The sequence below is a fragment of the Vibrio sp. 10N.286.52.F8 genome (assembly GCF_041468745.1).
GTDB lineage: Bacteria > Pseudomonadota > Gammaproteobacteria > Enterobacterales > Vibrionaceae > Vibrio > Vibrio crassostreae_C.
On the sequence record NZ_JBFRJF010000012.1, the window covers coordinates 70,657 to 93,615 of the forward strand.

Here is a 22,959-nt window from a genome sequence, read left to right on the forward strand (position 1 = left end):
CCGATATCGCGAATGGCTTACCACCGCTTAGAGCAAGCTTCGTTGCCACATATGTGCTTTACAGAATAAGCTTACGAGGCGTAAGGTGTTGTGTAGAAGTCGATTAAGGAATGCGGCGCGTATCAATTTGAGAATGCTAAATCGATGTGTTTTCTATTGGGGAATGATAAGTCTAAGCGATAGAACTTGTTAGAAATAGGGTCGCTTTGAGCGCTGTAGTTGTCGTCGTGGTTACGTATGTAGAATCGAAACCTTGGCTCCTCTTGACCTTCATATTCTATATTGATGGTGACCGAATCGAACGTTGAGAGATCGAGCCCTTTATTTTGGGTCGATCTCTTAACGTACTCAATTTCACAGAAGGGTAAGCTATAGGTTTGTTCAAAGTCACGCTGTAACTTAATTCCATCTTCTGACTTATGTAATGAGCCTACGGTGCCACCATCGTGGTCTCTGTCCGTATTTACGCGCGTAGGCTATCTGTCAGGTGTGATGATGTAGTTCTTATCCATGAGCGTATTAAAAGAGATCAACGACACTAGCGTGATTGCTAGGCAAAAATACGCGGCCAGCGACAGATATATGCCTAAATAGCGTTGTTTTTGTTCGGTATTTATACGAAAGGTAACGTTTTTAAGGGGATAATAATTTAACTGTGTAAATATACAGTTATTATTTGGGTTCTTTATTTTGTGTTCCATAGGACCAAGCTTTACCTGTACAGCTAGCTACAGTGTCACTTTACTTATTGATTACATGTGTCGATAAACATTATAAGCTTTCTAATCTCAGGCGGTAACACCATTGCGACTTCAAAGCAGGCATATCAGTTAGAGAAAACAAGTAAAGAAAAACTAAGCGCAATGGGTTTAAAGTAACTCTTAGGTTTATTACCAAAGCTACCTAAGTCCAATTGAACGTAATTTCAGGGCAAACCGTGATTATGGATCTCCCAAGTATCGGTGTTGTGTACCAGCAATAAGTGTAATGAATCTATGCAAACTGAACACAAAGTACTAACTCTAGAGAGAATCGTTAAGAAGGTTTGAAAAATGTGTGTGCGAATCTACGTAAGACAGACGAACTTTATTAGCTGATGGATTTGAACGAAAGCTCAGCATGTGCAGTTGATAAAAAACATTGGTCGCGTGTGTGAGATCTGAAAAAGAAACAACAGCAATGCTTACAAGAATTGCACACAGCGCAGCGAACCGTTAGTGCAAACAGAGAAGTGGCAAGATAAGTTAAATCAGATGGACAAAGTTTCTCGTCAATTAGATTTGCTGAATGAAGGTTGGATTGTGTAGATGTTGGCCGCACATATAATTATTTGATTTCAAATGCGCTAAGAAAACCCTGAACGGCGTAAGAAGCGTGAGAGTCAGTTGGAACAAGGGTTTTAAGGACAAAAGATGAGAATACTACCTTTGGAATTAACTATACGAGACTGCGTATTATGTACGTTATGTTAAATTGATTTTGATGTTTATAAGGCAGGTATCTTTGTGTGATGCCCTGCCTTTGTATTGTGCCGATATTCTCTAATTTATACTGTGTATTTAACCAAACTGGCTATTTACCATAAAATACCTAATAACCAGTGATAATAATCTTCGATTTTAACCCTGGTATTAGTTAGAGATTAACCGCCAGCAAATTTAACTTTGTAGCCTTTCTTTTCAAGGTGCGCTTTGATCTTGTCGCGCGCGTCACCTTGAATTTCGATGTTGCCATCTTTTACTGAGCCACCGCAGCCGCAAACTTTCTTGAGTTCTGCTGCCATTAGTTTTAATGGTGCGTCATCTAGGTCTAAGCCAGTTACGACAGAAACGCCTTTGCCTTTACGGCCTTTGGTTTCTTTTTGGATTCGAACGATACCATCGCCTTTAGGACGTTGGACTTTCTCTTCTTCAGGCTTAATGCGACCTGTTTCTGTTGAATATACTAGGCTCATAATTTACTTCTTTTGTTGCTCTGCTTTTTGTTTTGCGAGTAAGTAAGCTTCTATATGGCGTTGGATTGCAACCTTGCCGCCTTTGATTAAGCGACCGTTAAACATGCAATACCACGCATTAGGCTCACCGGTGTCATTCTTGATTTGGTAGCCGTTGAAGTTTTCAGTCGAGCCACCAGTTCCTCTCGACTTATTTAATGACATGAATTCTTTTGGATCAATAATAGATGCGGTATCAATCCACCAATCAATACTCTTTTTCACGGCAGCTAGGTTGCCCTGAATAACGTTGTTTTTTAACTTAGCACGCCAAACTGTGTTGTTAGCATCTATCGATTGAAGATGGACGCTTCGGTAAATTGAATTAGCCATATCTATTAATCATCTTTCTGTTTTCACTGCATTAATCATAAGTATACTAATAATGATATCAAGCATAATATGGTAAAAACACCTGTCGAGGTATGGTAATTTGAGAAAAAAAGTCCCTATTTTAACTGACTCTGTGATAATTAATTCATTTGTTGAAAAATTAAACAGCAACGCGACAATAGAAATTATAGATGAGTTGACAGGATTTCAATACTCTCGCAATTCACTATTAGGCATTTACAGTGATTGGAATCGCTATCATGCGTTCTGTACCAAACATCGTATTAACACACTTCCCGCATCTATAACCGCTGTTCGTCGTTTTCTTGAAACGGAGTCTAACGATAGAAAATACGCATCGCTAAAACGTTACACTGCAACGCTTAGCATGTTACATACTGTGTTGAGCTTTGCTAACCCCATCAAGCACAGGCAAGTTCGCTTTACCCTACTCCACTTACAATCTCAAATGGCCGGTGACGCTAAACAAACCAATGCTATGACATCTGTGCATCTCACTGATTTGAATACGTTACTCTCCCATGAGAAAGCAAACCTGAAAGAGATCAGAGACATTGCTATTTATAACGTGATGTTCGAGTGTGCTTTAAAGCGCTCAGAGCTTAAGTTGTTATCGATGAGTGATGTTGAGTACGTTGAAGATCATTACCAAGTAACAGTCAAAGATTCGGCTTATCAGTTGTCACAAATAGCCAGTGTTGCACTTCAACGTTGGCTTTCGTTTACTGGTATACAAGATGACTTGCCAGTATTTCGTGCGATAGACAAGCATGAGAATATTGGTTTGCAGCCTTTAGATGATTCGTCCATCTATAGGATATTGAGAAGAGCTAGCGACTTACTTCAACTGCCAGAAAATCACCATTTCTCTGGAAATTCGATTCGTGTTGGTGCTGCACAAGAGTTGTCGAAACAAGGTCTTAAGGTGAGAGAGATTCAGGACTTTGGTCGTTGGCTTAGCCCGGCAATGCCAGCTCAATATGTCGGTTTCACGGGAACGGCTGATAGTGAGAAGATGAAGTTTAAGGCGTTAATACCTTGGCAATGACGGGTCGCAGATTACTTGGATATTACTATTTTGATATAAGTTATGGTTAAAACGATATTTGTAAAAACGGTTAGCGTTAAAAACAAAAAGCGCCTTGGCGAAAGCTCAAGGCACTTGTTGGTTCAGCTCTAAGTGAACGAAAACGAGTTAGAAACCTAAGAAAGGCTTGTTCTCACGCAGTTTTCTAAGAACTGGCTGAATTTGTGGCCGTCATGTTCAACCATTTTAGGGAACATGGAGATTGGCGTCATACCTGGGAAGGTGTTGACTTCGTTCAGGTAGATTTCGTTGTCTTGCGTTAAAAAGAAGTCGATACGAGACAAGTGACGAAGCTTCATCTGGGTGAAGACTTTTCGTGCGCTGTCTGCAATCAATTCACGCTGTTCGTCAGTTAAATTACTTGCTTCAACTTCAGTGATCGAGTGGCTGTCTGCACTGTACTTCTCTTCGTAAGAGTAAAATGCGCCATTCGGTGCAATCACCTCACCCGGCTTGCTGATGTGTAGCTCGCCATCGATTTCATAAGCAGCAATTTCTAGCTCTCTAGGCACCACTGATTTCTCAACCAATACTTGGTCCGAGAAAGTGAACGCCTTGTTGATAGCCTCGCTTAAATCTTCTACTTGGTTAACTTGGTAACAACCTACAGAAGAACCTTGACGAGCCGCTTTCACAAACACTTTACCCCACTTTTCAAATGCTTGAGTTGCTTGTGAGTGAGCTTGATCATTGTTGTCTGATAAGAACAGGTACGGCGTGTTTGGAATACCAAGTGCGTCGTACCAAAGCTTTGACGTGATTTTGTTAAAGCTGTTGTTGCTTGCTTCTGGACCACAACCTAGGTATGGAATTTTAGCCATTTCAAACAGTGATTGAATGTCACCTGTTTCACCTGGGAAACCGTGTATGCAAGGCACAATGAAATCGACTTTAGATGCTAAATTGTCACCGCGTAAGGTTTGGTCGTTAATATCAAGATAAACCAATTCACCTGAATCAAGACACCAGCCTTCGTTCTTAATTTCAACTCTTACAACGTTAAAATCTGCAACGCTATTAAGTTGTTCAAAAAGGTAATTGGCTGAAACTAAAGATACTTCATGCTCTGAAGATCCACCGCCGCAAAGTAGAAGGATGTTTGTGGTGTTCATGGGTAAATTCGGTCCTTGAAACTAGGAGTACTGACTTCAATGATAAACAAAAGTCGAGATAGGTACAGTGTTTTGATTGTTAAAATTGCGTTCGAAAGATCGAGCGATTAACTATTAAACAAAACAGCGAGTCTTAAAACAAAAGAAGGAGCATTTGCCCCTTCTTTATGAATCAAAACTTAGTTCAACTTGTTAAGCGTTGGGTATTCAGAGTTCTTGATGTCATCAATGCTCTTAACGAACGGCTTCAAGTTTTGGAAAGTGTTCGGCAGTGTTGAGATTGCCTTTTTAGCTTCTAAGCGTGTTGCGTAGTCACCATAAAGTACCGTGAACCACTTAGTGCCGTTAACCATTTTGTAGTTTTCCCAAACTGGTTGAGAAGTCGTAGGTAGCATTTTCACGAAAGAATCGACTTTACTTTGGCTGCCAACAGCAACAACTTGAACTGTGTAACCAAAACGTTGGTTCATGTCTTGTTGTTTCTTGGTTGGGCCTGTCACTACTGCAACTGGCTTAGCTTTAGTCGTTTGAGCGACTTTCTGTTCAACAGGTTCGGTTCTGATAACGTTGACAACATTTTCTTCAACAACGCTTGTTTGCTCAGATTGAGATACAACTGGAGCTTCAACTTTTGCCGTTTTGTACTCTTCTTGATAACTATCTGAAGTGACATTGGTAACGTAGTCGTCAGATACACACGCAGCCAAGAGCAGTGGCAAAGTCACAATTGCAAATTTTTTCATGGAAAGCTCTATATCCTTAATAATAATTACTATAAATCATGCCGATACGTCGGTTTAGAATCAAGTTAACTTTGGGATTATACACCATTAGTGGGTGACCTATTTCACAAACTTTATGCAGTGTTTGCTTATTCATCTGAATTCGGTGAATTTGCCATCAACCTGTGAGTGCAAAGTAAGTTACGATGAACTTACGTGCATTGCTAGGATATGTCTATGAATCATCTTGATCCCCTACTTAAACCCCGTTCAATCGCTGTTGTTGGTGCTTCTCAACGAGAAACACGCGCAGGATATATTGTTATGAACAATTTGTTGCATGGGGATTTTAAAGGTGCGGTGATGCCGGTTACGCCGAAATATGATTCAGTGGCCGGTGTGCTTTCTTACAAGAACATTTTGTCGTTACCGATTGTTCCTGACCTCGCAATCTTGTGTACCAATGCGACCCGTAATGTCGCTATTTTTGAAGAACTGGCTGAGAAAGGTATAGCCTCTGTCATTGTGCTTTCTTCAGACATGCAGCAAGAAAGCGATAATGGTGAGACGTATGATGAACGATGCCTAGCGATTGCCAAAAAGCACAACATTCGAGTGTTGGGTTCCAATAGTTTGGGGGTGATTGTCCCTTGGTTAAATTTGAACGCCTCATTCTCTCCAGTGACAGCATTACCCGGTAAGATCGCCTTTGTTTCTCAGTCGGCAGCTGTGTGTACCACTATTCTCGATTGGGCTAATGACAAAGAGATCGGTTTTTCGGCGTTTATCTCTATAGGCAATGGTAGCGATATCGAATTCTCGGAGTTATTGGATTATCTCAGTACCGACTCTCACACCGAAGCGATATTGCTTTATGTAGACAGCATTACTGATGCGAGGCGCTTTATTTCTGCAGCGCGTGCGGCTTCGCGTAACCGACGAATTTTGGTGTTGAAAGGCGGTCGAACGGCGAAAGGCAGAGCCGCAGCAATGGCTCACACTGGCGGTGCCGACACATTAGATATTATTTATGATTCCGCAATCCGACGCAGCGGCATGCTACGAGTTAAGAACTTACATGAACTGTTTGCTGCGGTAGAAACACTGACTCATTCAGTACCATTGCGAGGCGAGCGCTTGGCTATTGTTACTAATGGTGGCGGCCCTGCGATTATGGCTGTGGACACCCTATTTGACCGCGGTGGTAAGCTCGCAGAGTTTTCAGAAGAGACACTTGATAAGTTGAACAAGGTTTTGCCATCGAGTTGGTCTCATAGCAATCCTATCGATATTGTCGGCGACGCTGGTGATCAACGTTATATCGACACTATAAACATCTTACTCGATGGCGATGAAGCAGACGCGATTCTTATCATGCACAGCCCTTCAGCGGTCGCACATTCCGCTAAAACGGTAGAACGAATTATTGAAGCGATTAAGAAGCACCCTCGCCACAAGCGCTTTAACATCCTGACGAATTGGTCTGGTGAGCTAACAGCAAGGCCCGCACGAAAGCTGTTTACCGAAGCGGGTTTCCCAACTTATCGGACCCCTGAAAGCTCTGTGGTCGCATTCATGCACTTAGTCGAGTACAGACGTAACCAACGTCAGTTAATGGAAACGCCGACCACTGCAGAAAAAGTACACATTGAAGATCTAGCAGATGCGAAAGGTTGGATAGAAAGAAAACTACTGGATAAAGATACAGTTAGCCTTGATACTCACCAAAACAGTCAGTTTTTCAAGAGCTTCAACCTCGATGTGTTACCAACTTGGATCGCTTCTGACCCAAGTGAAGCGGTACACATCGCTGAAACGATCGGTTATCCCGTCGCAGTAAAATTACGTTCGCCGGATATTGCACATAAGTCAGACGTACAAGGCGTGATGCTCAATTTGCGAAACAGCAGTGAAGTTGCCAATGCGGCTCAGGCAATTCTCGATCGTTCTCAATTATCCTTCCCTACAGCAAACATCCACGGCTTGTTAATTCAAGGTATGGCTAAGCTCGCGGGCGGCCAAGAGTTGCGTATTAAGGTTACAACAGACGAAACCTTCGGCCCAATCATATTACTTGGACAAGGTGGTTCGGAGTGGGATGAGTCGATTGATGCCGCAGCTGCTTTTCCACCGCTCAACATGACACTGGCGCGTTACTTGATTATTCGAGCGATAAAAAGCGGCAAGATTCGTCTACAAAAACTCCCTAACCCCATCGATATAGAAGGTTTGTCTGAGTTATTGGTACGTATATCGCAAATGGTAGTGGATTGCCCTGAAATACATGATTTGGATATCCATCCAGTACTGGCCAATGGTGACAAGTTCACGATATTAGATGCCGATATCATCTTGAAAGCGTACGAAGGCGATCCACAGGAACGTCTTGCGATTCGCCCTTATCCGGTCGAGCTTGAAGAACGTATCCAGCTAAAAGATGGAACCGAAGTGTTGTTACGCCCTATTCTTCCCGAAGATGAACCGCTTCATGCTGACTTCATTAACCGTGTGTCTAAGGAAGATCTCTATAAGCGTTTCTTTAGTGATGTCGGTGAATTCAATCATGAGGCGTTGGCGAATTTCACTCAAATTGATTTCGATAGAGAAATCGCCTTTGTGGTCGTTCGCGAGGAACAAGGCGTTCCAGCGATCATCGGCGTGTCCCGTGCGCTGATTAACCCTGAGAACACAGACGCCGAATTCGCAATATTGATTCGTTCTGACCTTAAAGGTGTTGGTCTAGGTCGCATTCTTATGACCAAGGTTATCGATTACTGCCGTGCGAAGCAGACCAAGCAGATGTCGGGTATGACGATGCCAACCAATAGAGGGATGCTGACACTAGCTCAAAAGCTCGGTTTTAAGCTAGATATCAGTTTTGAAGATGGTACTGCAGATATGGTGTTACCGTTACTTTAACGCCCATGTCTTTTTAAGATGTTGGATACACCAAGACTTGGCGTCGCCCATTTTGTTGCGTCGCCAAGCCATAACAATATCGATCGGTTGTGGTTCTGTACCGGAGATCTGCTGTAGTACGCCAGATTCAATCAAAGGTTTAGCGACACTATTCGGTAAGGTGCCAATCCCTAGTCCTGATGTCAAAGCCTCTACTTTCGCAGGAAAGCTTGTCACGGTTAAACGAGGCTGTTTCTCTAGAATATTGATGCTTAGTGCTGGCTGATCGCGTGCGGTGTCTGCAATGGCAATAACCCTGTAACTTTCTCTCGCCTTCTGATCGAATTCACCAGAACGCTTGTGAACATAATGGTTTGATGCTGCCACCCAAACCATTTCTATTTTACCTATTACGTCACTTTTAATGTCGTTTGGAATCGTATCAAGCTTTGGGCACACAAGTAAGTCAGCTCGGCCATCGGCCAGAGATTCCCAACAACCCGCTAAGATTTCTTCTTGTAAACGAACGCGTGTTTTACTGATTTTACCTAGTTCATCAACCAGTGAGAAAAAATTACTAATCGGAATAATGCCATCAAAGGCGATAGTTAGATCTAGCTCCCAACCATTAGCAAGAATACTCGCATCGTTAACGAGTTGTTCAGTCGCACCAAGAATTATCCTGCCTTGTTCTAGTATTAACTGCCCCGCTTCCGTGAAATTTGCACGATGCCCAGACCGATCAAAAATCATGATGTCTAGATCTTGCTCCAACTTCTGAATTTGGTAACTCAATGATGATGGCGCTCGGTCCATTTCATTCGCTGCTGCGGCGAAACTTCCACGACGATCGATAGCATCTAGTATGTGTAATGCTTCAAGTGTTATTGGGCTATGCATAGCTTTCCTACTATAAATTGAGATTTACATCACAAAAACAGAAGCATTCACAAAATGAATGGAACTGAATAAGTCTTTTTAATACAAGTGATTAAGAGCATTAATTATGAATTAGTTGATAAAGTTGAAAATTAATTAAATGCAAATAATAGTAATTATCATTTAGATCCAATATCATCTTCGCAAATCAAGATAATACTATGGAACTAAGGTAACTATCAGATGTATAAGCAATCCCTACTCTCTGCTTCAATCGTTTTAGCGCTTTCATCAACGTCAGCCTTTGCTGAAGATTATGCCCTATTTGATGAGGTTGTTGTATCCTCGACGCGCACGAATCAAACACTTATCAATACAGCGGCTTCTGTTGCAGTCATCTCCGATGAGCAAATCGAAGAGAACATGGCAAAAAATGTTAACGAAATCTTCGAATACACTCCAGGTGTAACGATGAACTCGAGCTCTCGACAAGGTGCACAAACCATCAACATTCGTGGCATGGAAGGTAAGCGCGTAAAGATTTTAGTGGATGGCTCATCGCAACCAGGTTCATTTGATGGTGGCCCTTACGCATTTATTAACTCTAGCGGTATTTCAATCGATCCCGATATGCTGAAAAGTGTCGAAATTATCAAAGGTGCGGCTTCAAGTTTACACGGAAGCGACGCTATTGGTGGTGTTGTCGCCTTTGAAACTAAAGACCCTTCTGATTTCTTAAAAGATGGAGAAGACTTTGGCGGTCAAGCGAAACTGTCTTACTCTTCAGAAGATAACTCTTTCAGTGAGCACGTTGCATTAGCTAATCGATTCGATGACCTAGAAACATTGGTAGCCTACACTCGTCGAGATGGTGAAGAGTTGCAAAACTTCCGTAACCCTAACGACTTAGAGAACTACGCTGTAGAAGGTCAAGATACTTCAGCAGATAATCTTTTGGTTAAGTTGCAATATCAGTTAAACGAAAGTCATCGTATCGAGTTTTTAGCTGAGCTAATCAAAGATACTTCAGACTCTGACATCTACCACTCAAGCTACGATAGCTATACAGGTGCTGATGACACAACGCAAAATCGATTCGCTATTAAGCACATTTGGTTCGCTGATGGCACAATTGCCGATACTGTAACGAGTAAAGTATCGTACATTTCTAAAGAAGAGAATGGTGTAACTAAGCGCTTTAAACCTGCAGGCCCAGGTATGCCACCTTGGGTACCAGCTAACAACGACAACTTACAAACAAAAGACTACGAGTACACTGAAGATAAGCTTGAAATCGAGACTCAGCTAGATAAAGAAATTAACAACCATTACCTAGTGTATGGTGCAACTTATACACATAGTGACATCAGCAACACCAATATGGAGTATAACTCTGATCCTGCTACTGATAACCAACTTTATGTATATACTCCAGATGCTAAGGAGCAAAAATTTGGCTTGTTTATTCAAGACGAAATTAGCTTAGTGAATGACAAACTTATTGTTACCCCTGGTGTACGCTTTGACTATTTCTCAACTGATCCTGGTAACAACACCACTGAGACGTTGAGTGATTTCTCAGATTCTGCGGTAACTGGTCGTTTAGGTTCAACATACAAACTTACAGATACAGGCACTATTTTTGGCCAAATTAGCCAAGGCTTTAGAGCCCCTTCTTTTGATGAACTTTACTATACATATGATAACCCTGGACATGGGTACGTAAATGATCCAAATCCAGATCTTAAATCAGAAACCAGTATTTCATACGAGCTAGGCTATCGTCACAACACTCAAGCTTCATCATCTGAAATCGCGGCCTACTACAGTGACTACGATGACTTTATCGAGACAGTGGTTACGAAAAAGGTTGGTGGAACAACGCACTATTCTAACGTTAACTTGGATTCGGCAACGATAAAGGGGATTGAATTCTCGAACACGTTACTTTGGGATGTCTTGGTTGGTGCGCCTAAGGGTATTTCAACTCACTTCGTAGCTTCATACACAGAGGGTGAGGACGGAAACGGAAATGCACTAAATAGTGTTAACCCTTGGAATGCGGTGTTAGGTCTTAACTATGATGCGCCAAACCAAAATTGGGGTACTAGCGTTAAGTTAAACTACACAGCTGACAAATCTGGTTCAGACATCAACTTCGATGACGAAAGTGGCGGTAACGCAGGCCAGGCTGAGCTTCCAAGCGCAACAGTTGTTGATTTAACAGCTTACTACAAACCAATGAAGGATCTGACGATTCGTGGTGGTGTGTTCAACTTAACTAACGAAGAGTACTACCGTTGGAATGATATTCGCGGTGATGATGAACTTTACAAAGAGAACACTCAAGCGGAAAGAAACTACGGTATTTCAGCTAAATACGAATTCTAACTCGTTAGAAAACTTAACGACAGAATCTGATACAGCAGAAACTAAAAAGCCAGCTTAATTGCTGGCTTTTAATTTATTTCACTAAAAAATTGTATAAAAAAGGTAATAAGTGAAATTACTTCTCTGCCATCTCTTTTTTAACCATTACTGCAGCAGCAACGATGAAAGTGATGATTAGGCCTAGTTCCATGATTAACTCCAAAGAAAATTAACATTAAACATATAATTCGCGAGCATAATAACACAGCGGATACAGAATGATACTTTTTAACCACTAATTTACTTTTTATTCGATTAAGATCAAAAAAGATGCCCGAAAGCATCTTTTAATTTTTGAATCATTCACGAAACCACTAGGTTAACCAGGGAATCCATTCGGGTTTGTTGACTGCCAGCGCCATGTATCTTCGGTCATTTCAGCCAATGTGCGGCTTGCATTCCAGCCCAGTTCTTTCTGAGCTTTAGCTGGATCTGCCCAACACTCTGCGATGTCACCAGGACGGCGTTCAACTAGCTTGTAAGGGATCTCTTTACCGCTTGCTTGTTCGAATGCTTTAACCATGTCTAACACACTTGAACCGTTACCCGTACCAAGGTTGTAGATATGAAGACCGTCTTTGCACCCTACTTTCTCAAGCGCTGCGATGTGGCCATCAGACAGATCCATTACGTGGATGTAATCGCGAACGCCAGTCCCGTCTTTTGTTGGATAATCGCTACCAAATACAGATAGGAATTCACGGCGGCCCACTGCTACTTGAGAGACAAATGGCATTAGGTTATTTGGGATACCTTGCGGGTCTTCACCTAGCTCACCACTTGGATGTGAACCTACAGGGTTAAAGTAACGCAGCAGTGTAATGCTCCAATCAGGATTGGCTTTTTGGAAATCGGTTAAACACTCTTCAACCATTAGTTTACTACGACCATATGGGTTGGTAGCGCTTGTTGGGAAGTCTTCAGTAATTGGCACACTTGCAGGATCACCGTATACCGTTGCTGAAGAGCTAAATACCAAGGTTTTTACACCCGCATCACGCATTGCATCAACAAGAACTAAAGTGCCGTTTACGTTGTTGTCGTAGTATTCAAGAGGCTTTTCCACAGACTCTCCGACGGCTTTCAGACCAGCAAAATGGATAACCGCTTCGATGTTGTGTTGCTTCATAGTTTCAGTCAAAAGCGCTTTATCACGAACGTCACCTTCAATGAAGTTGGGACGAACGCCCGAGACTTTTTCGATGCGCTCTAGAACGCTTGGTTTGCTGTTGTACAAGCTATCAAAAAGTACAGGTGTCATACCTGCGTTGATCATCTGGATACTTGTATGGCTACCAATGTAACCCATGCCACCTGTAACTAAAACATTCATGCTTAGCAGACCTTTTAATTAAAAATATTCAACCTATCACTTATGATACAACAACTTAGGGTGAGCTCACAAACACCGGTGCCTATTTACCCTCACGAGCGAACACAAACTGACCTTTTCCTTTGCGTTTCGCTTGGTACATAGCCTCATCAGCAACCTTTAGAATCACGTCAATATCACGCTCTGAGCCATCAACTAAATTGATACCTAAGCTCGCCCCAACATGAAGTGAACGCTGTTTATAATTCACTTCTTGCCCGATCAGATCCAACAATCGCTCGGCTAACTTCGCTAATAAGACTTTGTTTGTCTGTTTAATAATAAGAACAAATTCATCACCCGACAAACGTGCAACCAAATCCCCCGCTCTTACCTGAGATAATAACCGGTTTGACACTTCTTTAAGGATTTCGTCACCCGCATCGTGACCATAGTTGTCATTCACTTCTTTGAAGCCATCCAAATCCAAGTAAATAACCGCAAAATGCTGATTTGAATAGTGGCTCGACGTGACAACATCATCCATAACCTTATACAGCTGCGCTCTATTCGCTAACCCGGTTAATGCATCGTGATGAGCCAAGTGTTCGAGTCTTTCCATCTCTTTAACGTTGGATAAATCAGACAGCGTTAATACCATATCAAACTCGTCTTTCTCGTTGTCTGAGGCAATTCGATTCACTTTGACAAACATTGGAACTAACGTGCCGGACGCGCTTTTCTCCCACACTTCGCCTTGCCATTGACCATAGTTGTCTAACGAACTGCGAATTGTCGGCATCAATGATGAAAATTGCTGCCACGAAAATACTTCAAATGGTGTTTTGCCCACCAGCAGATCAGAGTGATAACCGAGAAGTTGTGTGATCGCTGGGTTAACCATGGTTATCACATTGGATGAGTTGAGCACGATCAAGCCGTCTTTACTGTTTTCGAAAACGCCCGCAGCAATACGTTGGCGACTCATGGCCGTTTCTATGTCGGTGACATCTTGGATTGCATAAAGAATACGACCATGTTTTGTCAAAGAACGACTGCTCACACGAAGCCAGCGTTTTGATTGAAAGAGATCGGTGGTTTCCAGCAATTCGTCATTAAGTTCAATATTGGCATCAATAACATCTTGTAAGTAACCCGTTTGCTTGGTCGCGATCAACTCTTGGATCAACAAATTCTCAAGAAAGGCTTCCGAGCATTTAAAAATATCCCGAGTAGCTGCGTTCGCATGAAGAATGAGCCCTTTTTCATCCACCACCAACAAAGAGTGCTGAACGGTTTCAATGACCTCATTTGCGAATGATTTTTCTTCTTGTAACTTGTCTAACGTAAAATTGATTTGGTTATCGCGATGTTGAAGCCTTTCTAACATGGTATTGAAAGCTCGAACCAGATCGCCGATTTCATCGCGGTTCGTTACGACTAATTTAGGCTGCTTCGAACGACGCTCAACAAAGGCTTGCATCGCCTCATTGAGGTCAAACATCGGTTCGATAATCAAGCGTTGCACCAATTTGACCACTACTCCGCCTAACATCACCAGAAACAACAGGTAGACGACCGCAACCTTGAAAATATTCGTTAAGATCGAATTAAACGTCTCTTTCGATATTGTTACTCTCAAGTTCGCGATCACTGCGCCATCCAGTGTCACTGGAACGAGCAAGAAGATGAAATGCTCAGAGATGGCAAATTGATGATCGGCGATATCGTCTAATTCTTCTGCGTTTGGCCTTGGAACCAGAGTGTTGCTCACCTGATAGCTGGCAAAAAGCTGTTCGTTGATGTCATAGAGCTTCACTCTAACAATATCTTTATCTGCGACGAAAGCTGACAATATTTCCTGAGCCGATGACTTGTCTTCAAATAAAATCGCGGCTTGCAAGTTATAAGCAACACCTTGTGCTAGCACTTTAACACGCTGAATAAGACTCTCTTTCTCTCTCTCAAACGTGACAGTGTAATTTACCGATTGGATCGTGACAAAAGTGACTGCGATGAAGATGATAATGGGTAATATCAGCTTGTTTTTAATCGATATGTTATTAATGAAAGACAACATTATTGGCCCTCCACTATAGCGATTCGTAACAGGTTCGAGCCAATGACGTAGTCACCGCGTCTTGCATTCACTAAGTTGATCTTAGGCTTTAGCTTATTATCGATGTGCGTTAGCTCAATGACTCCTCCCATGTCCGTAAAGTTTGGGATATCGCTAATCGTCACAGTATGTGGTGAGTGGGCTTTACGGCTAAATTCATCATTATCGAGATCAGATAGATAAGTGATATCACACTTAGGAGTCACCAATTGATGTACTTGAATAGCGAGAGAACGAATAGATTTCCCTTGTGTAATCGACGTCAGTGCTTTGCTTACCTTCTCATCGCCAATCACACAGAAGTTAACCGTATTCATGGTGCTCTCGTCGTTCCAACGAATAAAGTTGGCAATTCTAAAAAGGTACACCGCTTTCACTTCATAAGGCTTGAAACTAGCCGCCGATGTATTCAAAGGCACAATAAACATAGCTATAGTGGCAAGGCTGAGTTTCGTAAAACCGAGCTTAATACGGTACTTGAGCCACTTAGAATTCATGAGAGATCCTCACATATACGGACTCTTGGTTGACACAAATCTCGGTAAGTTTTTGTGTCACTTTCGAAGCCGTTTCCATTTCAACATCTAACATAGACAACTCTTCAAGGCTCATCGACATGAGCTGGTCTAGAGAGTTTTCTTGAGCAGAGACAAAAACAGGTATCGTTAATGCTAGTCCTAAGCAAACCTGGCGGGATATCATGTGCTCACCTAATATACAGTTAGATATTAATCCTTTAATCAATAGTTCAACTATATATGAAATGCCATACTGGTAAATCTACGGTGTCGAAAGTTTGAGTTAGGTCACTGTTTATTTATGGTATTTATAAGACCGTCATTACTTACCTCAACGTAAAGGATTAGCACCACGTGACAACGAAGATTTTGCTTAATTGCGACATGGGAGAAAGTTTCGGCAATTGGAAGATGGGCGATGACGAGTCGGTCATGGAATGGGTCGATATGGCAAACATCGCTTGTGGCTTCCACGCGTCTGATCCGCACGTTATGTCCAAGACGATAAAACTGGCGCAGCACTATCACACCCAAATTGGTGCTCATCCCGGTTATCAAGATCTCGTTGGTTTTGGTCGCCGTTCTATTCCACACACCATGGACGAAATCAGTGAGCTGGTTTGTTATCAAGTCGGTGCATTACAAGCCCTTTGCCGCTATCACCATACCACTGTTGGCTATGTGAAACCTCATGGCGCTCTTTATAACGATATGATGGCAAACATTGATGTGTTCAATGCGGTAGCCCAAGCCGTCGCTGAGTTTAACATCCCGTTGATGATTCTCTCTTCATCAGACAATCAACAGTATTTGGATATTGCTGACGACCATGACTTGCCTCTCTTGTTTGAAGCGTTTGCCGACCGTGCTTATTTAAATAACGGACAATTAGCGCCACGTACTCAAAAAGGCTCGGTTTACGTCAATCAAGACGATATCTATAACCAAGTTATGCAAATCATTAACTATGGCTCGGTTACGACTTTAGAGGGCGAAAGACTGCCTATTGAAGCTGATACTATCTGTGTTCATGGTGATAACCCTCAATCCATCGCATTAATTAGAAAAATCAGACAAGACCTCAACGCTTTTAATTAGTATGAAGCGTGTGATTGGTATGACGCATGGTCTAATCGCTCGTGAGATCTAATTGACTTGTATTGGCTTGGACACGGAAGTGAGACACGCCAAGTAAGCTAAAAAAGGCAAGATAACAAACGTATGGAAACGAAATGACGACGAATCAGATTGAATACAATATAGCGCCAATCGCGGAATGCAGCGTTTTGGTGACCTTGACGCTATCGCCTTCAAATAATCAATCTAGCGCCGAATATGCGCAATACATAGCTCACTTTTCCGATGCCATTCGCCAAAACTTAGCATCGGTGTTGATGAATGTGACACCGGCTTACCAAACAATATTGGTCGACTACCTCCCTTATCGAATATCAGAACAGCAGCTCATTGAACAGCTCAATAATTTGTTGAGTCATACTCTGTCGTCCTTTTCTAGTGTTAGTAAAACTCGCGATACGATTGAGCTTCCTGCCTATTACTCACCAGAAACGGCGCTCGATTTAGACCGATATCAAAACAAAGGCCTGTCGCTCGACCAGATAATTCAACATCACACCTCACAGACATACAGCGTCAGTGCGATTGGGTTTACGCCTGGCTTTGCCTTTATGTCGGATGTGGTTAATGAGCTTGCCTTGCCCCGTCACTCCACACCCCGCTTAATTGTGCCCAAAGGCAGTATCGCCATCGCGGATACGAAAACAGCTGTGTACCCTTCGGATTCACCGGGCGGTTGGAATATTATTGGCAATTGCCCACTTCCGTTGTTCGATCATAGCCAGTTGAAGAACGCCGATATCACGCAAAGACCACTGTCTCTGCTTAATGTTGGTGATACCGTCCGTTTCATAGCGATTTCAAAAAAAGAATTTGTAGAGTTGGGTGGAGGCATCGTAAATGGCTAAGACAAAAACTAAACCAACACTGACAGTGATTAAGCCCGGCCCGTTGAGTTTGATTCAAGACTTTGGGCGATTTGGTGTTGCTCATCTTGGATTAACGCAAGGTGGACCGGTTGATGACTACTCTTATAGCTGGGCTAACCATCTATTGGGCAACCCAGTCAACCAAGCGGCGTTGGAAATCACGCTTGGGCAATGTGCGTTGAGAATCGATTTTGATTGCGAGATGGCACTATGCGGGGGTGATTTACAAGCGAAACTCGATGGTAAACCACAGGCTAACTGGAGCAATTTTCAAGCTTTTAAGGGGCAAGTTCTCTCATTTGGTTTGCCTAAAAATGGTCTAAGGGCGTATTTAGCCATTAAGGGCGGTTTCGATGTTCCATCAACTCTTGATAGCTGCTCTACAGTCACTCGTGAAAAGATTGGTGGATTAACGCAAGATGGAGAGCCATGCCAACAAGGGCAACAAATAGCTTTTACCCAGCACCAACTATCACATTCATTTAAAGCGGTAAGTGTTACCTTCCGATACACGCCTGATTACAATCTACCCGTGAACCTACGAGTGATTGAAGGCTATCAAAGCGAGCTATTCTCCGAGTCAGCAAAAGAGACTTTGTATAACGCGCAGTATCACGTTGACCAAAACTCAAATCGGATGGGTTATCGACTCAGTGGCGAACCCGTCGACTCGCCTGACATTTCGCTATTGTCAGAAGGCATTGCCTTAGGTGCGATTCAAATTCCACAAGATGGACAGCCTATCGTGCTGCTTAATGATAGACAGACCATAGGTGGTTATCCGAAGATAGGATGTGTCGCCAGAATCGATTTACCACGCTTGGCGCAAGCAAAACCTGGACATGCGATATCGTTCAGCAAGGGCGATCGCTTGGGCTTACAAGATGTTTGGTGCCAATGGGCTCAGTTTTTCGGCTATTAGTTTTTGCGATGTGTTATGTGCTAAATGCTATGTAGCTGAGAATAATCAACTAGGAAGATGTCATTTAGATGAGGTTCGGTATCTAAGCAGATGTTGAAATGAAGATTCGGCTTACCTATTACAGTAAGCCGAATTGAAGAAATTAAACGCAGTCGATGATGATAGACTAATTATAGGCTATTAAGCGTGATCTTGACCTGACACCTTGGCAAGCGCTTCTGGGTATCCACGTTCTTGTGTCAAATCTATCGCTCTGTTTTCAATATCATTTAGATTAAGTGACATTGTCACTGAGTGTGTGTCTTCAATAGATGCCGCCTCTGATACATCAAACCATTGCTCAGCGACCTTTTGTGCCGCTTCTAATGTTGAAGAAGCTTTTACTACTTCAAGTCGAGCATAGCGATCCCCACAGAATGAAACGTCTGAAGCTCTTAAGCTTGGATCGGTTCCCGGAATCTGTTGTGCACCAAACAAAGGTTTACCACCGACCAATGCAGAACTGAAACTTGGGATGAACTGAGACATATGCGTTATTGCCGCGCGAGTTCTTAATTCAAGCTGATCTTCACTCCAACCCGATACGATTTTCTTAAGCAGCTTCGAAGGCAACTGTGGCTGTGACGAGTCTGTTGACGATGAAACAAGCCCACCCTCAAACAGAGTAATCCCTTCTGTCATGCCGTGAAGTTGGAACACACCATCAGCATACGGCGTTAATTGCGCCATGCCTTGCGGTGTGCCTCTCGGGCCATGGAAGATAACTTCTGGCCACTCTTCCTTACATTCTTGCGAATATGGCCACTCTGTAACGTATGCAGCTTTAAACTCAACAAGTCTTTGCTGCTTAGAGCCAACAAAGTCATCTACGATACCCGTTTCAAACCCACTCGCATTAATCAAGTAATCGGTCGTTAGTTGGCAGCTTTGGTTTTCGGCATCGGTATAAGTCAAAGACCAACCTTGACCTGTCGACTCAACAGATTGTAATCGGCTGTTGGTTAACACAGTACAGTTAGCTTGTTGCCCCAAAGAGAGTTGAGCGGTCGCAGAAAGTCGGAATACGCTCCAGCCATACTCTTGGACCATCGCAACAGGATACTTTAGGGTCTCTAAATCCGTATGCTTGGCGAAAGGAATACACCAATCATCAAGCGATGTTGGTTTCAGAGGCTGTGTTTTCGCAGAAAGTGCTAATAAATCTTCTTTGCTGTACAGCTTATAATACTCTTCCGGATCACCGAGCACTTGGTTGCTTTTATCTTGTTTAACAAGATCGGCATAAGCGCTTTTGATTATCTTGAGACGAGGAAGCAGATCCAACGGCTCTCCACCATCACTGTGCGGAACGGCGATGATTGTCGGACGAATATTGATCGTATGAGGGAATAAGCGGACGGTATCAATTGACTGTGTGAGCAATTGAAGACACTGCTCTACAGAAATATCTCGATACAAATTGCCGCCAGCGTGCAGGTGGCAAATTGGTGGACCATTAACCAAACTCGGCCCTTTTTCTAAGATAGTGACCTTAAAACCCAACTCACTAAAGTGAATCGCGCTCGTTGTTCCGGCAATACCACCACCAACAATGGCAATAGAAGGTTGATTTGTATCCGTTTTGTTGTGGTTCATCGTGTTCTGTAGAATAAGATTAACTGCCTCTATTCTACTTTTGTTCTGCGATGAATTAAAACACATTTTTATCAAGGTCTTAGATAGGCGGGATTTAATATCTATGTAAAAAACATAAATAATCTCTTGACTCAATAACTCCAGATAGGGTTTTAAAGGTTATTCTAACAGTCAAATTTGTCCTAAGTGACGCCACATAAAGGCTGCCTCAGTACTCTTAAAACATAGCGGTTAACTTATCCCTAAAGTTATCCACCGTTTTTGTGGATAACTGTTGATAACGTTCTTGCTAAGTTGCGCAAACCCTTTGTTTACAGGGACTAACCGCTGTTCATTAAATCGGCATTATTGGGTAATTAGTTTTAAAAAATGCTAAAAACAGTGGAATCTAAGGTGCGATATTTTTTACTTATGCTACCGGTTGGTTAAATAAAAAACGGTCTAAAGCGACGTATTATAAATAGTGCATGACTAAGTATAAATAATCTCACTTTTAGACCGTTTTAAGCGCTTGGCTAGATCTCGCTAACGACTAGCCAAAATCCTTGTTTACTGGTGCCAACAAACGTTTGATTAAGCTATTCACTACCGCGGCTAATGTGATGAACGTTAGCACCGGTAGCGCTATCCACAACATCGGGTGAAGTGAAGGTTGTAACTCAAAACCAAAGTTCATCACTCCTGCCACGCTGAGCTCAGAACCAAGGGCTGCAATTGAGCCTGCGACTAACGCCATTAAACCGTACTCACACCAAATAGTATTGAGAATTCGCTTCTTACTCGCGCCTAATGTTCGATACAAGCGTATCTCTTGTTGTCTTTGAGATAAGCTCAATCGCAATAGAGTGAAGATAAGCAACAGCCCCGCCACCACACCTAACGCCGCAAGTACCGTTATCGACCAAACAATCTGCTTAAGCAACTCTTGGATCTTGCTACCCATCTTACGAATATCCATCAAACTCACGGTTGGATGATTTCGAGAGAGTTCATTGAGCATCTGATTGTGTTGTTCTTCTAATCTGAAGCTCACGAGCCAAGTAGAAGGGATTGAACTCAAGACATCTGGAGTAAAAATGAAGTAGAAGTTCGGCTTCATTTCTCGCCACTCGACTTTGCGGATGCTATTCACCTTGGCAGAAACATTCTGGCTGTTGATTGTGAATGACAGCTCATCGCCAATCTTTAGATCCAGTTGCTCCGCGACATCCGATTCCACAGATACGCCATGCTCTTGCGTCCAGTTACCTTCTAACACTTCATTGTACTCGGGTAAGCTATCTCCCCAAGTGAAGTTGATCTCTCGACTTAGTGCGTCTGTTTCGCCTGAGGTATCGCTGTATTCCGACGCTTCAACACCGTTTATCGTCGTCAGTCGTCCTCGGATAATTGGAAACGCTTGAGTACGCTCTACTTCGTTTGCATCAATCGTCTCGAGATAACTGTCTTTCTCATAGCTTGCAATGTTAAGTGCAAACGCATTCGGTGCGTTCTCGGGTAAGGTTTGTTGCCAATCTGACAGTAAATCACTTCTTACCAACCAGATGATAGACAGCAACATCAGTGAAAGCGCTAAAGAGCCAAATTGAATCCCCGTTGCTAAAGGTGTGCGATTAATTCTGCTCAATGCTAAACGCATAGACGTAGATGTCGGTAACTTGCCAACCAAACGCAGAACAAGCGTACTAACGACCGCAAGTACTAAGAACAGGCAAGCGATACCCGCTAGAACTATCCATACCAATAGATTGTCGCCATACATCAGCATCATTGGAATAATCGGTACCAGTAACAACAAATATTTCTTGTAGCTTTCATTGGACTGGTGACTTGATTGGATAACGCTGATTGCCGAGGTATTGACCAAGCCAATTAACGGGATACCAAGAGCAGGAACACCAATTAAGATGCTTGATAAAATCGCCAAGATTGCAGGTTCAATACCATAGCTAGGAAGTGGCGTTGGTAATAAGTCACCCAGAGGTATACGAAGCAAAAACTCTAAGCCGATACCGATAGTTATTCCCAGTACTGCACCGATAACCACTAATAAAGATACCTGTACAGACAACCATTTAACGATCCACTGCTTGCTTGCACCCAAACTCTTAAGCATCGCGATGGTTTTACGGCGACTCGCAACATAATGTTGGCAAGTGAGTACCAAAGTGGTCGCAGCCATGATCACAACAATAGCAACGGTTAACGAAAGATATTGAGTCGTGCTTTCGAACATGTCGTTAGTACGGCTCGCAGAATCTTGAGTACGCCAGCGATCGCTTGGTGTTAATTCTACGCTGTCTTGCGCGGCTTGCAGTTTTGTATCATCACCGTTGAGAAACAGCCTAAAACTAACACGACTGCCCGGTTGAATCGCTCCCGTGGCATCAATATCGCTTGTATGAATCAGAACGGCTGGCATCTGTTGGAATGGGTTAAAGCTTAAGCCTGGTTCTTGAGTGATTCGTCCAGTTATCGCTAAATCGGCATCGCCAATAGTGACAACGTCACCAATCTCAACCTCTAACTGTGCAAATATACGCTCGTCTAACCAAAGTTCCCCTGGCTCAACATGGTTACTTGATGCTTTATCAGCACCCACTAAGATCATTTCACCGCGTAATGGATAATTACTTTCAACCGCTTTCACCGTCACTAACTGCATCGAGTTGTCACTGAATGCCATGGTTGAAAAACGAGTCAACTGAGAGCTTTCTAACTGTTCAACTTGAGTGAGGTCTAATAAGGATTGTGGAACTGGGTTTGCTGAGATAAACACGATATCGGCAGTAAGCGCATCTTTGCCCTGCTTAACAATTACCTGCTCCATACGTTCGGCCAGCGCCGACAATGCAAATACACAAGCAATAATAAGCGTTAAAGCGATTGAAACTGGCCACAACTGACCGTGTCGAATCTCTTCGATACTCCATGAAAACAGGCGTTTATTCAGTCCGTTTGATGAATTCAAT

At 42.8% G+C, this 22,959-nt stretch carries 17 protein-coding genes and 1 pseudogene; 6 read left to right on the forward strand and 12 right to left on the reverse strand.

All coding sequences use genetic code 11. From position 1 onward, the window contains the following. Window positions 1-125: 125 nt before the first annotated feature. From AB4133_RS07895 to AB4133_RS07905, 3 genes and pseudogenes are all read right to left on the reverse strand, one after another. Window positions 126-617 (reverse strand): annotated as a pseudogene (locus tag AB4133_RS07895) (GGDEF domain-containing protein); the annotation flags it as partial. 1,025 nt (window positions 618-1,642) lie between these two features. Next, entirely contained in the window at window positions 1,643-1,954 is a 312-nt protein-coding gene (gene yciH, locus AB4133_RS07900) for a stress response translation initiation inhibitor YciH (protein WP_008221404.1), read from the reverse strand. 3 nt (window positions 1,955-1,957) lie between these two features. After that, window positions 1,958-2,326, reverse strand: a complete 369-nt coding sequence (locus AB4133_RS07905) for a DUF3319 domain-containing protein (protein WP_017060095.1) — start codon at window positions 2,324-2,326, stop codon at window positions 1,958-1,960. Window positions 2,327-2,426: 100 nt separating this feature from the next. Here AB4133_RS07905 and AB4133_RS07910 point away from each other — a divergent pair, with 100 nt between their 5' ends. Next, on the forward strand, window positions 2,427-3,395 hold the full coding sequence (locus AB4133_RS07910; RefSeq protein WP_017060094.1) for a tyrosine-type recombinase/integrase: 969 nt from the start codon (window positions 2,427-2,429) through the stop codon (window positions 3,393-3,395). A gap of 155 nt (window positions 3,396-3,550) precedes the next feature. Here the strand turns inward: AB4133_RS07910 and AB4133_RS07915 are convergent, their stop codons facing one another. Both AB4133_RS07915 and AB4133_RS07920 read right to left on the reverse strand, forming a co-directional pair. Continuing rightward, window positions 3,551-4,546 (reverse strand): D-alanine--D-alanine ligase, encoded by a 996-nt coding sequence (locus AB4133_RS07915; protein WP_017064584.1) that lies wholly within the window; start codon window positions 4,544-4,546, stop codon window positions 3,551-3,553. A 179-nt stretch (window positions 4,547-4,725) separates the two neighbouring features. Further along, the gene (locus AB4133_RS07920) at window positions 4,726-5,289 is read right to left on the reverse strand and encodes an SPOR domain-containing protein (protein ID WP_017060092.1); all 564 of its coding nucleotides are present in this window, start codon (window positions 5,287-5,289) and stop codon (window positions 4,726-4,728) included. Window positions 5,290-5,505: 216 nt separating this feature from the next. Between AB4133_RS07920 and AB4133_RS07925 the strand changes: the two genes are divergently transcribed. Then, window positions 5,506-8,187 (forward strand): GNAT family N-acetyltransferase, encoded by a 2,682-nt coding sequence (locus AB4133_RS07925; protein WP_372224180.1) that lies wholly within the window; start codon window positions 5,506-5,508, stop codon window positions 8,185-8,187. On the opposite strand, the gene AB4133_RS07930 is transcribed toward AB4133_RS07925, so the two are convergent. Beyond that, the gene (locus tag AB4133_RS07930) at window positions 8,179-9,066 is read right to left on the reverse strand and encodes a LysR family transcriptional regulator (RefSeq protein ID WP_372224181.1); all 888 of its coding nucleotides are present in this window, start codon (window positions 9,064-9,066) and stop codon (window positions 8,179-8,181) included. The genes AB4133_RS07925 and AB4133_RS07930 overlap by 9 nt on opposite strands. A 222-nt stretch (window positions 9,067-9,288) precedes the next feature. Here AB4133_RS07930 and AB4133_RS07935 point away from each other — a divergent pair, with 222 nt between their 5' ends. Beyond that, window positions 9,289-11,436 carry a TonB-dependent hemoglobin/transferrin/lactoferrin family receptor gene (locus tag AB4133_RS07935; RefSeq protein WP_010429656.1) on the forward strand — a complete coding sequence of 716 codons (2,148 nt, stop codon included), beginning with the start codon at window positions 9,289-9,291 and terminating at the stop codon, window positions 11,434-11,436. A gap of 358 nt (window positions 11,437-11,794) precedes the next feature. Here the strand turns inward: AB4133_RS07935 and galE are convergent, their stop codons facing one another. From galE to AB4133_RS07955, 4 genes are all read right to left on the reverse strand, one after another. Further along, window positions 11,795-12,808, reverse strand: coding sequence for a UDP-glucose 4-epimerase GalE (gene galE / locus AB4133_RS07940; protein WP_017060088.1), 1,014 nt, complete (start codon window positions 12,806-12,808; stop codon window positions 11,795-11,797). Between the two features lie 82 nt (window positions 12,809-12,890). Next, complete coding sequence (locus tag AB4133_RS07945) at window positions 12,891-14,867, reverse strand: diguanylate cyclase domain-containing protein (RefSeq protein ID WP_065584959.1); 1,977 nt, start codon at window positions 14,865-14,867, stop codon at window positions 12,891-12,893. Next, a complete protein-coding gene (locus tag AB4133_RS07950) occupies window positions 14,867-15,403 on the reverse strand; it encodes a YfiR family protein (protein WP_372224182.1) in 537 nt (178 codons plus the stop codon). The genes AB4133_RS07945 and AB4133_RS07950 overlap by 1 nt, the downstream gene beginning before the upstream one ends. Continuing rightward, a complete protein-coding gene (locus tag AB4133_RS07955) occupies window positions 15,393-15,608 on the reverse strand; it encodes a hypothetical protein (protein ID WP_102394477.1) in 216 nt (71 codons plus the stop codon). Before AB4133_RS07955 ends, AB4133_RS07950 begins: the two co-directional genes overlap by 11 nt. A gap of 170 nt (window positions 15,609-15,778) precedes the next feature. Between AB4133_RS07955 and AB4133_RS07960 the strand changes: the two genes are divergently transcribed. The 3 genes from AB4133_RS07960 (at window position 15,779) to AB4133_RS07970 (ending at window position 18,352) form a co-directional block, all read left to right on the forward strand. Further along, window positions 15,779-16,522 (forward strand): 5-oxoprolinase subunit PxpA, encoded by a 744-nt coding sequence (locus AB4133_RS07960; protein ID WP_017060084.1) that lies wholly within the window; start codon window positions 15,779-15,781, stop codon window positions 16,520-16,522. 134 nt (window positions 16,523-16,656) lie between these two features. Continuing rightward, window positions 16,657-17,409, forward strand: coding sequence for an allophanate hydrolase subunit 1 (locus AB4133_RS07965; protein WP_372224183.1), 753 nt, complete (start codon window positions 16,657-16,659; stop codon window positions 17,407-17,409). After that, window positions 17,402-18,352, forward strand: coding sequence for a biotin-dependent carboxyltransferase family protein (locus AB4133_RS07970; protein ID WP_372224184.1), 951 nt, complete (start codon window positions 17,402-17,404; stop codon window positions 18,350-18,352). The genes AB4133_RS07965 and AB4133_RS07970 overlap by 8 nt, the downstream gene beginning before the upstream one ends. 180 nt (window positions 18,353-18,532) lie before the next feature. Here AB4133_RS07970 and AB4133_RS07975 read toward each other — a convergent pair whose 3' ends face one another. Further along, a complete protein-coding gene (locus AB4133_RS07975) occupies window positions 18,533-19,987 on the reverse strand; it encodes an FAD-dependent oxidoreductase (RefSeq protein ID WP_017060081.1) in 1,455 nt (484 codons plus the stop codon). Window positions 19,988-20,519: 532 nt separating this feature from the next. Continuing rightward, a complete protein-coding gene (locus tag AB4133_RS07980) occupies window positions 20,520-22,958 on the reverse strand; it encodes an ABC transporter permease (RefSeq protein ID WP_372135570.1) in 2,439 nt (812 codons plus the stop codon). Window position 22,959 lies beyond the last annotated feature (1 nt).

Bases quoted from the DNA above. Each gene is read 5' to 3' on its own strand.
- AB4133_RS07965 (WP_372224183.1), top strand. From the start codon at position 16,657: ATGACGACGAATCAGATTGAATACAATATAGCGCCAATCGCGGAATGC.
- AB4133_RS07920 (WP_017060092.1), bottom strand. From the start codon at position 5,289: ATGAAAAAATTTGCAATTGTGACTTTGCCACTGCTCTTGGCTGCGTGT.
- yciH (WP_008221404.1), bottom strand. From the start codon at position 1,954: ATGAGCCTAGTATATTCAACAGAAACAGGTCGCATTAAGCCTGAAGAA.
- AB4133_RS07925 (WP_372224180.1), top strand. From the start codon at position 5,506: ATGAATCATCTTGATCCCCTACTTAAACCCCGTTCAATCGCTGTTGTT.
- AB4133_RS07915 (WP_017064584.1), bottom strand. From the start codon at position 4,546: ATGAACACCACAAACATCCTTCTACTTTGCGGCGGTGGATCTTCAGAG.
- AB4133_RS07950 (WP_372224182.1), bottom strand. From the start codon at position 15,403: ATGAATTCTAAGTGGCTCAAGTACCGTATTAAGCTCGGTTTTACGAAA.
- galE (WP_017060088.1), bottom strand. From the start codon at position 12,808: ATGAATGTTTTAGTTACAGGTGGCATGGGTTACATTGGTAGCCATACA.
- AB4133_RS07975 (WP_017060081.1), bottom strand. From the start codon at position 19,987: ATGAACCACAACAAAACGGATACAAATCAACCTTCTATTGCCATTGTT.
- AB4133_RS07935 (WP_010429656.1), top strand. From the start codon at position 9,289: ATGTATAAGCAATCCCTACTCTCTGCTTCAATCGTTTTAGCGCTTTCA.
- AB4133_RS07930 (WP_372224181.1), bottom strand. From the start codon at position 9,066: ATGCATAGCCCAATAACACTTGAAGCATTACACATACTAGATGCTATC.
- AB4133_RS07970 (WP_372224184.1), top strand. From the start codon at position 17,402: ATGGCTAAGACAAAAACTAAACCAACACTGACAGTGATTAAGCCCGGC.
- AB4133_RS07955 (WP_102394477.1), bottom strand. From the start codon at position 15,608: ATGATATCCCGCCAGGTTTGCTTAGGACTAGCATTAACGATACCTGTT.
- AB4133_RS07945 (WP_065584959.1), bottom strand. From the start codon at position 14,867: ATGTTGTCTTTCATTAATAACATATCGATTAAAAACAAGCTGATATTA.
- AB4133_RS07905 (WP_017060095.1), bottom strand. From the start codon at position 2,326: ATGGCTAATTCAATTTACCGAAGCGTCCATCTTCAATCGATAGATGCT.